Below are 14,585 nucleotides of genomic sequence, written 5' to 3'. Positions count from 1 at the left end.
CAATATTATGTATTTGATGAAGATTGGATCACTTAACTCCGAGCATCACTTCATCGTGAAACATGCGCGGAGCATAGTCATCTGATAAAACTCTTGAATAAGATGTATAACATGATAGAGAGTGTCTTTTAAAAGTGGTTTGCTTTTTAAGCTAAGCAAACAAATAAGAAAAGTCAATGTAGAAACATGAAACGGTTATTTTAATCGTGAATATGTTTAGGTTCTGTGATCTAATTCTATGATAAATAAAAGTTATTATGATCAATATAAATGTTCAATTAAAGTGCAGCCACATGGCCGTAAGATAAAATAAAAGGATATCAGGCTGAATAAACAAATAAATGAATATATCTATGGTTTTTCAAGTTGCATCTTTGTTGGCTGTATTCGTTCACCCCGGTCACCGTTTTTATCAACATACGGTTATTCATACTCCCGGGGTTCACTCTCTCGTTACCTCGACGCAACTCGAAATTTATAAAAGATAAAGCAGCAGCGATATATGAATCGCTGACTTAGCTTTAAGATGAACTGTTATTTTTTGATGCGCATAATAACAGATTCACCCACGACGACAGATCCATTGACTTTGGATAACTCTTTGATTTCATCCATGTTAGAAATAACAACAGGAGTCAGGGTTGATTTAGCCCTTTCCTCCAGAAATGCCAAATCAAACTCTAAAACCAAGTCGCCTTTTTGTACCCGCTGACCTTCTTCGGCGATGCGCTTGAAGCCTTCACCTTTCAGTTCAACGGTATCAATACCAAAATGGACGAATAGTTCAATGCCACTATCAGATTCGATAGAAAACGCATGGTTAGTTTCGAAAATTTTACCAATGGTGCCGTCAACAGGAGCAACAATTTTATTGCCGGCGGGTTTAATCGCAATGCCATCACCAACAATCTTTTCGGCAAAGACAACATCTGGCACATCTTCAATGTTGACTATTTCACCGGATAATGGGGCGATAATTTCAATACTGCCACTGTTTTTTTTATCGTCTGAAACCAGAGATTTCAATTTATCAAGCAGACCCATGAATATTCTCCTAATTGTTTAATGGGACCGTGTTCTGGTTAATGTGCTTCGTTTAGCAGAGGGTTTTTTCTCTGGTAAACGTATCAACCAACTCCATCAATTCCTGTGCTGTTGGCTGAGTTAAAGCTTGTTCCGCCAGTGCTTTTGCATCACCGTAGTTTGTATTACGGATGATTTTTTTGATACGCGGAATTGATATTGCACTCATGCTGAATTCATCCAATCCCATGCCTAAAAGCAGTAGTGTAGCGCGTTCATCACCCGCAAGTTCACCACACATGCCCGTCCATTTACCTTCTGCGTGTGAAGCATCAATCACTTGCTTGATTAAGTTTAACACGGCAGGTGACATAGGGTTATAAAGATGAGAAATTAGCTCATTACCACGGTCTACCGCAAGAGTATACTGAGTTAGATCGTTCGTCCCAATACTAAAAAAGTCAACTTCTTTTGCAAGATGGTGAGCAATGGTTGCAGCGGCAGGTGTTTCCACCATAATGCCAACTTCAATTGTTTCATCAAATGCTTGGTTTTCATTGCGTAACTGCGTTTTCAGTAACGCAATTTCGGCTTTCAGCTCCCGTATTTCTTCAACTGAAATGATCATAGGGAACATGATACGTAATTTACCAAATGCAGAAGCCCTCAAAATAGCCCGCAATTGAGAATGTAAAATATCTTTACGGGAGAGGCAGATGCGGATTGCGCGCCAACCAAGGAACGGGTTTTCCTCTTTTGGCAAATTCATGTAAGGCAGGTCTTTGTCCCCTCCGATGTCCATGGTACGAATAATAATCGCCTGGTTGCCAACGGCTTCTGCTACGGCCTTGTAAGCCTCGAATTGTTCGTCTTCAGTTGGCAAGGCGTCACGATCCATAAACAGGAATTCAGTGCGGTATAAGCCAACGCCTTCTGCACCATTGCGCTCTGCGCCTGCGACATCACGGACTGTACCGATATTGGCACAAACTTCAACTTGGTGACCATCCAAGGTGATAGCAGGTAAATCTTTCAGCTTCGCCAGCTCAGCTTTTTCTGTTAGGTATTCGTTTTTAGCTGCTTTCAGCCGCTCGATTTCGCTATCAGATGGATCGACATAAATATGATTATTGACCGCATCCAGAATCAGATAGCTGCCATTTTGAATTTGTTTGGTTGCGTTGGTTGTACCAACAATCGCCGGCAATTCCAGCGAACGGGCCATGATAGACGTATGGGAAGTACGGCCACCCAAATCTGTGATGAAGCCCAGAACTTTATCCAGATTCAGTTGCGCGGTTTCTGACGGGGTCAGATCGTTGGCAACCAGAATGGCTTCTTCTTCAATAGAGCCCAGATCAATAATTGGCATGCCCAGAATATTTTTCAGTAAACGCTTGCCGATATCACGCACATCAGCAGCCCGCTCTTTCAAATATTCATCATCCAGTTCTTCCAGAGCCTTGGCTTGATCTTCAATGACGGAGTGAACAGCGGAATCCGCAGTTGCCAGATTTTTCTTAATCAGGGTAATAATTTCCTGCTCCAGCTCCTCATCTTCCAGCAACATTATGTGACCTTCGAAGATTTCGGCTTTTTCAGCACCCAAATTTTTTTCGGCTGTTTGTCTGATGATTTCTAATTGTGCGGAGGATTTATCGCGGCCTTGCTTAAAGCGGGAAATTTCTGGTTCGACTTGTTCAGGAGTGATTTTTTTCTGATTAATAATGATGGGGTCTTCTTTCAGCAATAGTGCCTTACCGAAAGCAATACCTGGTGATACTAAGATACCTGAAATCATACTCTGTGACCTTAACTGCGGGTGATTACTTTTCATTGCGCCTTCGAAGGGAGAGGCTCTACATATCCCCGGATTTTATTGCTCCGGGGATGAACTGAATGAAATAAGTTGGCTTTATTAAACAGGCTGTTATTCCAACTCACCCATCAGTTTAATTAAATGTTCAACAGCTTGTTGCTCATCTTCGCCTTCAGCAGCAATAGTTACGACTGTACCTTGAGTGAGTCCCAGCGTTTGCAATTTAAACAGGCTTTTTGCACTGGCAGATTTGCCTCCAGAAGTCAGGGTAATGTCAGAAGAGAAACCTTTTGCTTCTTTGACGAATTGTGCAGCAGGGCGAGTGTGAAGGCCATTTGGTGCAGTGATAGTAACTTCTTGCTGGAACATAGTATTTCCTCAATAACTTAAATAATCGTTGAAAAGCTAAGAGAATTCTAGTCAGTGTAGTTGAATTCGCTTTAGCTTGTACAATCGTTAAATTGATAATGAAAAAAGGATATACCCTTTAAAGTTCAAGCCGTTGTTCCGTTGAAATAACCACTTGAAATTTATCAGGGGGGTATATTAATCGTTATCAAAAAATTAACACACTTGATGCATTCAATTGTTGATTTGGTGTTAATACACACTATCTGAGTAATGGCTTAGTGAAATAGCCCTTCAGGCTCCAGCTTGGAGATTAATTTCGTGCATCAAAATAATTACTGGTTAAATACTAAAGCTACTTGAATAAATCATCTAAGAAAGTTTTAAACTTTGATCTGATGCACAAAAAAGCACCCTTAAGGCGCTTTTTTGACATCATAATGAAAAATCACTCTGGGTGATTTTTGAACGCATCATAAATCGGAAAAGAGTGCAGTACTGAGATAACGTTCAGCGGAAGAAGGCAAAATAACAACGATATTTTTGTCTTTGTATTCATCTTCCTGCGATAATTTGACGGCAGCGGCAACGGCTGCACCGGAAGAAATGCCCGCAAGAATACCTTCTTTTTCAGTAACTTGGCGTGCCGTTTGAATGGCTTCTTCATTACTGATTTTAAATACGCGGTCAACTAATGTTAAATCTAAGTTATCAGGAATGAAGCCTGCACCAATTCCCTGAATTTTATGTGGGCCAGGTTTAAGTTCTTCGCCTGCCAATTTTTGACTGATAACAGGTGAATCTTCTGGCTCTACCGCAACGATAGTGACTTGTTTGCCGCGAGTGTTTTTCAGGTAGCGGGCAACACCAGTAATAGTCCCGCCGGTGCCGACACCAGCAACAAAAACATCGACGTTTCCGTCAGTATCTTCCCAAATTTCAGGGCCGGTCGTTTGTTCGTGGATCTCTGGATTTGCTGGATTGCTGAATTGTTGCAGAAGTATATAACGGCCGGGATCGCTGTCATGAATTTCGTTGGCTTTATCAATGGCACCTTTCATGCCTTTTGCGCCTTCAGTCAGTACCAAATTAGCGCCCAACGCTTTCAACAATTTGCGACGCTCAAGGCTCATGGTTTCTGGCATGGTTAATGTCAGCTTATAACCACGGGCGGCTGCAACGTAGGCAAGTGCGATACCCGTATTGCCACTGGTTGGCTCAATTAATTCTTTATCTTTGGTTAAAATACCGCGTTTTTCTGCATCCCAAATCATGTTGGCACCAATGCGGCATTTTACACTGAAACTGGGATTACGGGATTCTACTTTTCCCAAAATGCGGCCATCAGAGAAATGTTTCAGGCGTACCAGCGGGGTGTGGCCAATAGTAAACGAATTATCTTCATAAATTTTGCTCATTGTTCGATTGCCCCTAAAATACCGTTAAATGCTGTTTAACCATACGCTAACATCTTATTTATGGAAATAAGGTTTCAATCTATTCTTATTATATAAAAGAATATTTGGTGATCGTTTTATATTCTTTAGATTATTTATGATCAGTGAGAGAGGGAAAAAATGCCGATATTCAAGATTCGGCATTTCTATTGGGAAGGAGGGAATTAGTGAGTTAACGTTTCAATTTTATCCCGGCTCAGTCCGGTACTGGTGACAATGATGTCCACGCTAACGCCATTTCGCAATAACGCGCGAGCCATTTCCAGCATAGCTTCTTTTCGACCTTCCTCCCGGCCTTTTTGTTCAAGCTGTTCTGCAATAGTCATCAACATTGTTTCATTCTCCGGAGATTGTTCAATGAGGTGATGGACAAATTGGGAGAGATCCAGTGTATGCCCATTCGACAAAACATAGCGTAACACAATATTGCGCTGTTCGGCTGTATTATAACCAGCATTCAAAAGTGCCACCAGTTGGGGAACCCATACCAGCATATCCCGGCAGCGGATATGTTTTTGTACCAGCTCCATCAAGGCAATGCTCTTATGCGTCAAGATCTCTTCGTCGCTTAGCGCACTTATATCCACCAACGGAAGTGGCTGATTGTACACACGAGAGGCTTGTTCAGAGAGCGTAAAACAATCCAGCCATCGATTTGAATAGGGGTAAGGTTTCACCTCTCCATGATAAAACAACAAAGGCACGACCAAAGGAAGTTCAGTATGTCCTTTTTTAAGGTGTGCAGCCATTGCTGACATAGAATAATACATTAACCGCCAAGCCATCAGTGGATCGGGCGTGGATTGATGCTCAATAAGACAATAAATATAACCAACATCTTGTTTTGTATCGACAGAATACAGTACATCACTGTGCAACTGACGTAACTGTCTATCTACAAAGCTACCGGGTTCCAGCTTCAGCGTGGTTAAATCACATAATGACCGGATTTCTTCAGGCAGATAGAGAGATAAAAACTCTCTGGCTGTTTCTGGCTGTGTTAAAAAATGTTTGAATAATCCATCATGGTGAGGCTTTTTTCCTTCCTTTGCCACAATCCGTCCCTCTTTTTTAATAAGTTATTAATCATCCTTGATGACTAACATTCTCACCTCCTAAAAAACCAACCATCAATGTACAACATATCATTTGATGGTCAATTTTAGAGCTGAACAATAAATCAGTTCGATAGAGAAACTTACATTATTAATTAAATCAAATAATTAAATGTTTCTTTGCGAATGTTTTTGAGGCGATACGCAAAGAATAATCTTAGTTACTGTAATCATTATCGGGTTCATAGATTTATTAAGTAGAATGCAGCAATTATGGCACTGCTCAAGGAATGAGGCTTATAACGCAGGGGCAGAATCAGCATAATCGGCAATGAGATCAGTAAATTCCAATGTCTATTAGGCCGTATTATCTTAGGGTTGGAATTTATCCCCTGACAAATGACAAAGATGTCAGGGGGTTATTTGATTAATTCGGTATTAAAAAGATTAGATATTTGAGTTAAAGCTTTTGTGAGTTAACGCGTGCTGTGTGCGGTAACGATCAACCCACATTGCCGTAGCGCCACAGACAGCAACCGGCATAATGAACAAATTCACGATAGGGATCATCGTTAATACACTCACGGCAGCCCCAAACTGGAGGTTATCAATTTTATCTTGCCTCAGAGTTGTTCTCATCGTGGAAAAACTAACCTTGTGATTATCAAATGGATAATCACAATATTGGATAGCCAGCATCCATGCGCTGAAAATAAACCAAAGTACCGGAGCAACGGTTTGCCCAATACCGGGAATAAAGTAAAGCAACAATAGGACAATCGCACGGGGAATATAATAAATAATTTTCACCACTTCACGTTTTAAAATACGGGGAGTGTCTTTAAGTAAATCCATGACGCCGGTATCAGGTGCCGGAATGCCTGTCAGGCTGGCTTCCAGCTTTTCTGCCAGCAACCCGTTGAAAGGGGCAGCAATAAAATTGGCCAGTGTGCTGAAAAAATAGGTGAAAATCAGCAAAATAGAAATAACTGCCAGTGGCCAGATTAAATAACTGAGCCATTGCATCCAATCTGGTATTTTATCGAGGGTCCATTGTATCCAGCCATCCAATTTCTGATATAGCCACCAGAATGAACCACCCAGCAATAACATATTAGCCAGTAAGGGTAATAAAACGAATCTCTTAATGCCAGGACGGGTTATAAGCTGCCATCCTTGCGCAATATAATGAAATCCTCCCAAATGTTTTGGCGATTTTGTCGAATTCGTCATATTTTCTTATTCTCTCCTATATGTTTGAGACGGTATGATATAGTCAGGATTTTCTACTGACCAGTAGTTTTGTGTGTAAAAAACATCCTAAAAAACAGTTTGATTATCTCTTTATGGTAAGAAAAGTATTTAGAGACTTGCACTTGTCTTATTTGGCAAATACTCTTATCTAAAGAATATTCCGCCGTAGTGGCAATTAATTTAAACAACAGAGATAGCAATGATGCAGGATTTGCGTCTGATATTAATCGTTGTTGGTGCGATAGCCATAATAGCTTTGCTATTACATGGGTTGTGGACCAGCCGTAAAGAGCGTTCATCACTCTTTCGTGATCGCCCAGTTAAACGTCATAAACAGGAGCGTCAGGAAGAGCTGGAAAATAGTGATAACGATGAACTGTTTGATAATGAGCCCAAATCACATGTGCAGAAATCGGGCAAGCCGCATACTGAACATCGTGCAGAGCCCGTTATCGAACGTCGTGCATCTGAATCATCCGTGGCTGAACCTGATGAGGGTTCTGATCCTTTACTTGCAAGAAATCAACCAGCTGAATCAGCAGCAAAGACGAAAGTTAATGCTGTTGATGAGCAGCAGGATGAACCGCAACTTGGGTTATTTGATCCTGTTGAGCAAGTTGAATCGAAAGAGGCAGCCGCTGGGGATGTGGGCGATAAATCGCTCAGGGAGCACGCCGCTGATGACCTGATGGTTGAAAAGAATCCAAATGCAGTGGAAGCAGAAACGTCGGTTGAAGCTGAAAAAGCGCCAAAAGAAACGGTGCTGGTACTGCATGTTGCTGCCCATCATGGTCAGGAATTGGATGGCGAAGCATTGCTGCAAAGTATTTTGCAGGCAGGCTTCCGGTTTGGCGACATGAATATCTTCCACCGCCACCTTCATCCGTCAGGCAGTGGTGCGGTGTTATTCAGTTTGGCTAACATGGTGAAACCGGGTTCGTTCGATCCGGAGCAAATGACCGATTTCACAACACCGGGTATTTCCATGTTTATGCTTGTGCCTTCATATGGTGATTCCAATCAGAATTTTAAATTGATGTTGCAGGCAGCACAGCGCATCGCTGCTGATGTAGGAGGAGTGGTTCTGGATGGTGAACGCAAGATGCTGACACCCCAGATGATCGAACTCTACAAAGCGCGTATCCGCAATACGCTCAACATCGGTGAATAAATCCTTCTTTAGTTTTAAGCCCCCGCCAGTCGGGGGTTTTTTCATCTCTGGTGAGAAGTCATGAAAAATATTATCGAAAAAATCAACACACTAAGAACAACTTTGCGCCATCATGAATATTTGTATCATGTTTTGGATACGCCAGAGATCCCTGACGCAGAATACGATCGTTTGATGCGTGAATTAAAAGCATTGGAAGAACAGCATCCAGAATTAATTACGGCAGATTCTCCCACCCAACGCGTCGGTGCTGCGCCATTAACTGCATTTGAGCAAGTTCGCCATGAAATCCCTATGTTGTCTTTAGATAACGTATTTGATGAGGAAAGTTATCTGGCGTTTGATAAACGTGTCCGTGATCGCCTGAAAGATAGCCGGGATTTGGTGTTTTGCTGTGAATTGAAATTGGACGGTCTGGCTGTCAGCCTGCTGTATGAAAATGGTGAATTAGTGCGAGCAGCAACTCGTGGTGATGGAACGACAGGGGAAAACATTACAGCCAATGTCCGCACCATTCATGCGATTCCCCTACGTTTACAAGGGAAGAATATCCCCGATCGTGTTGAAATTCGCGGCGAAGTTTTCATAAAGCAGGCTGGCTTTGAAAAGCTCAACGAAGAAGCCCGCCGTACCGGCAATAAAGTATTCGCCAATCCTCGCAATGCAGCAGCGGGTTCCTTGCGCCAGCTTGATCCACGTATTACGGCCAAGCGCCCACTTACTTTTTACTGTTATGGTATCGGTGTTCTTGAAGGTGGCAATTTTGAAAATGGGAAGCTGCCTGAAAGCCATTATGAGCGTTTGATGCAATTTAAACAGTGGGGCCTGCCCGTCAGTGACAAAGTGAAATTGTGTCAGGGAACCCAGCAGGTAATGGATTTTTACCGTGATATTGAGCAGCAGCGGCCAATACTGGGTTTTGATATCGACGGGGTTGTAATCAAAGTTGACTCCCTTGCATTACAAGAAAAGTTAGGTTTCGTTGCCAGAGCGCCACGTTGGGCAACCGCCTTTAAATTTCCAGCCCAAGAACAGATGACGATTGTCCGTGATGTTGAGTTTCAAGTAGGGCGTACCGGTGCCATTACGCCTGTTGCGCGTTTGGAACCGGTATCCGTTGCGGGAGTGACGGTCAGCAATGCCACATTGCACAACGCAGATGAAATTGAACGTTTGGGCTTGCGCATTGGCGATACGGTGGTCATCCGCCGGGCTGGGGACGTTATCCCGCAAGTGGTGGGAGTTGTGCATGAACATCGGCTGGCTGAAAGCCGGGAAGTGATTTTCCCTGAGAGCTGCCCGGTTTGTGGCTCTGATATAGAGCGCGTTGAAGGTGAAGCGGTAGCTCGCTGTACCGGAGGGCTATTTTGCGGGGCACAGCGCAAAGAAGCGTTGAAGCACTTTGTTTCCCGTCGTGCCATGGATGTTGATGGCATGGGAGAAAAGATCATTGAGCAGTTGGTGGATAAAGAATATGTTAAAACACCAGCCGATCTTTTCCGTCTTACCGCAGGGATAGTGACCGGGCTGGATCGAATGGGGCCTAAATCTGCCCAAAATGTCATTAACGCCTTGGAAAATGCCAAAAAAACCACGTTTGCCCGTTTTATTTATTCTTTGGGGATCCGTGAAGTTGGTGAAGCCACGGCCGCCAATTTGGTTTCTCATTTCGGCACGCTGGAAAAATTGCGTGCGGCGGATATCGAGGCATTAATCGCAGTACAGGATGTAGGGGGCATTGTTGCCAGCCATGTTGTGAATTTCTTCAATGAGCCACACAACCAATCTGTAATTGATGATTTGGTCAATAATATTGGTATTCATTGGGAATCTGCTGAAAGCTTGCCCTTGTACGAAGTTGATAGCCCATTTACAGGTAAGATCGTAGTATTGACCGGTTCATTGAGCCGTTTATCCAGAGATGAGGCTAAAGATAAGTTGATGGCTTTAGGGGCAAAAGTAACAGGGAGTGTTTCGAAAAAAACAGATCTGGTTATCGCTGGCGAAGCCGCAGGCTCTAAATTAGCTAAAGCCAATGAATTAGGTATTCCGGTTATTGATGAAGAAGAGATGATTCGTTTGTTGGGTGAGTAATTTGTTTCGTTTAGCCAATCCGTTTCACATCAATCATATGATGAAGAAAATGTGATCGGGTTGGCTAAATAGAAATTTATAGCCGCCTAAATAGTAAATTAATGTGATAATAGTCAAAATTTATTGCTTTGCGTTACATAAAATACAGTTATAAATTTGCGCAGTGTCACGTTTGGAGTTCTTTTTATGTCTCATATTTTTCATTTTTTCCTCGCATTAGCAGTGATTGGCGGCTTAGCTGTCTTTGCGAGCAATAACCGAAAAGGTATTCAGATTCGCTATATTATTCAGTTACTTGTCATTGAGCTCTTTTTGGCATGGTTCTTCCTGAATTCTAATGCAGGTCTGGGGATTGTTAAAGCATTTGACAATCTTTTTGTTCATTTATTGTCTTATGCCGCAAAGGGTACCAGCTTTGTATTCGGCGGCATGATAGAAGCGAATCTGGCGTTTTTCTTCCTGAATGTATTGTGTCCGATCATTTTTATCTCCGCCCTGATTGGTATTTTGCAGCATATCAAAGTACTGCCGATTATCATCCGAGCGATAGGCACGGTGTTGTCGAAAGTGAACGGGATGGGAAAACTGGAATCGTTTAATGCGGTCAGTTCATTGATTTTGGGGCAATCAGAGAACTTTATTGCTTATAAAGATGTGTTGGGAAAAATGTCTGAGCGCCGGATGTATACGATGGCTGCGACGGCAATGTCTACGGTTTCCATGTCTATCGTGGGCGCTTATATGACAATGCTGGATGCGAAATACGTCGTTGCAGCATTGGTTCTCAACATGTTCAGCACCTTTATCGTTCTGTCGCTCATCAACCCTTATTCTGTTGACAGTGAAGAAGAAATTCAGATGAGCAATCTTCACGAAGGGCAAAGTTTCTTTGAAATGCTGGGTGAGTATATTCTGGCTGGTTTCAAAGTCGCCTTGATTGTTTCTGCAATGCTGATTGGCTTTATCGCTTTGATTGCGGGCATCAATGCCATTTTCCACTTAGTATTTGGTATTACATTCCAAGAATGCCTGGGATATGTGTTTTACCCGTTTGCTTGGATTATCGGCATTCCAAGTGATGAAGCACTGAAAGTGGGCAGTATCATGGCGACCAAACTGGTTTCCAACGAATTTGTGGCGATGCAGGGGTTGCAGGAAATTGCAGGTGAACTGAGTGAGCGTTCGAAAGGCATTTTGTCCGTATTTTTGGTCTCTTTTGCCAACTTTTCCTCCATTGGGATTGTTGCTGGAGCCATTAAAGGGCTGAATGAGAAACAGAGCAATACGGTTGCCCGTTTTGGACTGAAACTGCTGTTTGGTTCTACTTTGGTTAGCTTCTTGTCTGCTGCAATTACAGGGTTGATAATGAGTATTTAATCTCTGCCCCGTAATTTGTGGTGATAATGAATGAAAGTGGTGTCTTTACAGATACCACTTTTTTTATATGAAAATATGTTGTATTGCAAACTGGAGAGGCTAATACAATGAATAAAGAAAATTTGCTGGAAATCGCCAATACAGCCATGCCATTTGGCAAGTATAAAGGGCGCATGCTGATTGATTTGCCGGAAGAATATTTACTTTGGTTTGCCAGAAAAGGGGAGTTTCCGCAGGGCAAACTGGGGGCATTAATGGAAATGACGCTGGCTATCAAAATTGAGGGGCTGGAATCATTGGTGAAACCGTTGAAAAACGCCAATACATAGATTTTATTCGACACTTTTCTGACATTGGATCCCTTCGTCGTTATTTATATTGCACTAATATTTAACATAATTAATTGGGCGATAAGCGTTGAGTGGATAAAAACACGATATATACGGAGGGGCAAAATGAATGATTTCGACGGAAAAGTGGCGATTGTTACAGGAGCCACAACAGGAATAGGGGAAGGGATTGCAGAAGAATTATGTCAGCGGGGCGCAACGGTCATTATTACCGGCCGTCGGCTTGCCAGTGTCGAACAAACGGCTCGACGGATGGATCCCACAGGGCAGCATGTCATTCCAATGGAATCAGATGTCAGGGATCATCTTTCAGTCAAGGCATTAGTTGATAATACGGTAGAAAAGTTCGGTGGATTACATATGTTGGTCAACAATGCCGGCATTACCGGGCCACATAACGTCAATATCTGTAATTACTCCATCGATGACTGGAATGATGTGATTAACACTGATCTCAGCGGCACATTTTTCGGTTTGAAATATGGAATACCCGCCATTCTCCGCAGTGGAGGAGGGGCAATTGTTAACCTGTCATCATCCAATGGTATTGTTGGAATTCCCGGCATTGCTCCTTACACGGCAGCTAAACATGGTGTACTCGGGTTAACGCGTTCAGCGGCTTTGGAATTTGCTGATAAAGGCATCCGCATCAACGCAGTTGGGCCGGGTTATGTTGAAACGCCGCATATGCAAGCTTTACCCGTCGAAGCCAGAGAATGGATGGCAAGCACGCACCCAATGAAACGAATGGCAACCAGAGCAGAAGTGGCTAAGACCGTGGCATTTCTATTATCAGATGAAAGTTCGTTTACGACAGGGGCTTATTACGCAATTGATGGCGGCTATACGGCACAATAAGTTCAATACATGCAATACAGTAATCACAAGGCAGTGAATATAAGACAGTAATAACTATAAAAAAATGAAGAGCCTATTTCATGTGAATAAAACCGAATAGGCTCTGTTAACTGTTTATCTGGCTAATCTTTTAAATTTCATCTTCAATATTATTGAGAGTATTATCGCATTGATAATCAAGCCTAGAACGAGCCCGTACCAAAAACCAACCAGCCCCATTTTTTCTGTGATGATGTCTGTCAGCCCTAGGATAAAACCTAAAGGAACACCAATAACCCAATAACCTACAATAGGTGCGTAGAATACTATTTTAGTTTCATGTAACCCTCGAAAAATACCCGATAGCATGTACTGAAAAGCATCAAGTAAATGGAAGAAACATACAAAAATCACAAGGCTCATGGCCGCATTGATCACCAAAATATCTTTTGTATACAAACGAATAATAGAGTCGGGGTATAGATAAAAAAGAACGGATAATACAATAGCGATAAATGAAGCCGCTGCCGTTGCTATGCCACTAAAACGGAATATCGATTGGATATCTCTTTTGGCATTGAGATAACTCACCTTTACTGTTGTCACAGTAGAAAACCCACCCGTTACAGTGAACATTAAAGATGCCACGGTTATACTGATATTATTTGCAGCGATGTAAACAGGGCCAAGGGTAGCGACACCAAATGCAATGATATCAAGAAAAAGCACTTCAATAAAAAGAGCCATTCCACTTGGAATACCTACTGCAAATAATTGCTTTAATTTCTGATTAAATTGCAAAGAGAGTTTAAATTGGTACTTTTTATATTCTTTTTTGTATAAAAAATACAAAATAAGGGCAATGGCGCTAAGTGTGTTGATCAGGGTTGTTGCAATTCCTGCGCCGATGCCCCCCATTTCCGGCATGCCAAATTTGCCAAATATAAAAGCATAGTTGACAGGTATGTTAACCAAAAAAGCGATGCAGGAAATATACATAGCGATTTTTGTGTCTTCCAACCCTTGTAGCAATGAACGAAATACGTTGAACAGCATCAGCCCGGGAACACCGAAAACCATCGCTGTAATATAGCCTTTCGTAACTCTCACCACACCTTCATCAACACCAATAAAAGATAGAAGCTGCACAGCAGCAAATAGAAAAATAATAATCGGAATTGATAGAAGAATAGAGGCGGATATATAGTTATTTACACTCTCTTTTATTTCTTCAATATTGTTGTGAGATCTGTATTTTGCCACATCCGCAGACAGCATCATAATAACACCGTGCCCCAATAAAAAAATGGGGAACCAAATACTTCCACCCAGAGCAACGGCGGCTAAATCAATAGTTGAATAATGACCTGACATGAGCGCATCAGTAGCCCCCATCCCTGTTCTGGCTAACTGCGTTATTATGATGGGTGTTGATAATAAAAACAGGTATTTTAATTCACTGAACAAATTTTTATTTTGCATAACTATCCTTATTGGATTTTATTGCTACATTGTTTTTCCCGGAATTTAAAAAAAGAATTTTTACAAGTTTTTTGCTAACTTTCAGATGTATTGTTTGTTAATGAAAAATATAAAGGGCAGAGGTTGGCACTAAATGAGGCTAGCTTACATTAAAATAGATGGATATTTTTAGTTATAAGTGTAATGAAATAACACATTTATAAAGCTAACGGGAAGTATATTCATAAAAAATAAATACGGCAATATGTTAGCCAAAAGAAAAACCCCTGAAAACAGATGTCTTCAGGGGTTTAAAATTTTGGTGGAGCTAAGCGGGAT

12 protein-coding genes are annotated in these 14,585 nt (G+C 41.9%); 5 read left to right on the top strand and 7 right to left on the bottom strand.

Annotated features, from left to right (window positions below; translation table 11 throughout):
• Window positions 1-534: 534 nt before the first annotated feature.
• The 6 genes from crr to cysZ form a co-directional block, all read right to left on the bottom strand.
• The gene (gene crr / locus FE392_RS01590) at window positions 535-1,044 is read right to left on the bottom strand and encodes a PTS glucose transporter subunit IIA (protein WP_092507667.1); all 510 of its coding nucleotides are present in this window, start codon (window positions 1,042-1,044) and stop codon (window positions 535-537) included.
• A 52-nt stretch (window positions 1,045-1,096) separates the two neighbouring features.
• Window positions 1,097-2,824, bottom strand: coding sequence for a phosphoenolpyruvate-protein phosphotransferase PtsI (gene ptsI / locus FE392_RS01585; protein ID WP_319928482.1), 1,728 nt, complete (start codon window positions 2,822-2,824; stop codon window positions 1,097-1,099).
• A 129-nt stretch (window positions 2,825-2,953) separates the two neighbouring features.
• Window positions 2,954-3,211: a phosphocarrier protein Hpr gene (gene ptsH / locus FE392_RS01580; RefSeq protein WP_092507663.1), complete on the bottom strand. Its 258-nt coding sequence runs from the start codon at window positions 3,209-3,211 to the stop codon at window positions 2,954-2,956.
• A 452-nt stretch (window positions 3,212-3,663) separates the two neighbouring features.
• Window positions 3,664-4,608 carry a cysteine synthase A gene (cysK, locus tag FE392_RS01575; protein WP_319928481.1) on the bottom strand — a complete coding sequence of 315 codons (945 nt, stop codon included), beginning with the start codon at window positions 4,606-4,608 and terminating at the stop codon, window positions 3,664-3,666.
• Window positions 4,609-4,811: 203 nt separating this feature from the next.
• Window positions 4,812-5,702, bottom strand: a complete 891-nt coding sequence (locus FE392_RS01570) for an Rpn family recombination-promoting nuclease/putative transposase (RefSeq protein ID WP_319928480.1) — start codon at window positions 5,700-5,702, stop codon at window positions 4,812-4,814.
• A 447-nt stretch (window positions 5,703-6,149) separates the two neighbouring features.
• Window positions 6,150-6,935: a sulfate transporter CysZ gene (cysZ, locus tag FE392_RS01565; protein WP_319928479.1), complete on the bottom strand. Its 786-nt coding sequence runs from the start codon at window positions 6,933-6,935 to the stop codon at window positions 6,150-6,152.
• A 220-nt stretch (window positions 6,936-7,155) separates the two neighbouring features.
• Here cysZ and zipA point away from each other — a divergent pair, with 220 nt between their 5' ends.
• The 5 genes from zipA (at window position 7,156) to FE392_RS01540 (ending at window position 12,806) form a co-directional block, all read left to right on the top strand.
• Entirely contained in the window at window positions 7,156-8,127 is a 972-nt protein-coding gene (gene zipA, locus FE392_RS01560; RefSeq protein WP_319928478.1) for a cell division protein ZipA, read from the top strand.
• Window positions 8,128-8,187: 60 nt separating this feature from the next.
• On the top strand, window positions 8,188-10,221 hold the full coding sequence (gene ligA / locus FE392_RS01555) for an NAD-dependent DNA ligase LigA (protein WP_319928477.1): 2,034 nt from the start codon (window positions 8,188-8,190) through the stop codon (window positions 10,219-10,221).
• Between the two features lie 186 nt (window positions 10,222-10,407).
• Window positions 10,408-11,598 (top strand): NupC/NupG family nucleoside CNT transporter, encoded by a 1,191-nt coding sequence (locus FE392_RS01550; RefSeq protein WP_319928476.1) that lies wholly within the window; start codon window positions 10,408-10,410, stop codon window positions 11,596-11,598.
• A 107-nt stretch (window positions 11,599-11,705) separates the two neighbouring features.
• Window positions 11,706-11,927 carry a DUF3820 family protein gene (locus tag FE392_RS01545; protein ID WP_092507649.1) on the top strand — a complete coding sequence of 74 codons (222 nt, stop codon included), beginning with the start codon at window positions 11,706-11,708 and terminating at the stop codon, window positions 11,925-11,927.
• 126 nt (window positions 11,928-12,053) lie between these two features.
• Window positions 12,054-12,806, top strand: coding sequence for an SDR family NAD(P)-dependent oxidoreductase (locus FE392_RS01540; protein WP_319928475.1), 753 nt, complete (start codon window positions 12,054-12,056; stop codon window positions 12,804-12,806).
• A gap of 114 nt (window positions 12,807-12,920) precedes the next feature.
• Here the strand turns inward: FE392_RS01540 and FE392_RS01535 are convergent, their stop codons facing one another.
• Window positions 12,921-14,267, bottom strand: a complete 1,347-nt coding sequence (locus tag FE392_RS01535; RefSeq protein WP_319928474.1) for an MATE family efflux transporter — start codon at window positions 14,265-14,267, stop codon at window positions 12,921-12,923.
• Window positions 14,268-14,585: the final 318 nt, after the last annotated feature.

This window comes from Xenorhabdus santafensis, from assembly GCF_033949405.1.
In the GTDB taxonomy this organism is placed as follows: Bacteria; Pseudomonadota; Gammaproteobacteria; order Enterobacterales; family Enterobacteriaceae; genus Xenorhabdus; species Xenorhabdus santafensis.
The sequence above is the reverse complement of the archived record's forward strand: the minus strand, read 5'-3'. Positions and strand labels throughout refer to the sequence as shown.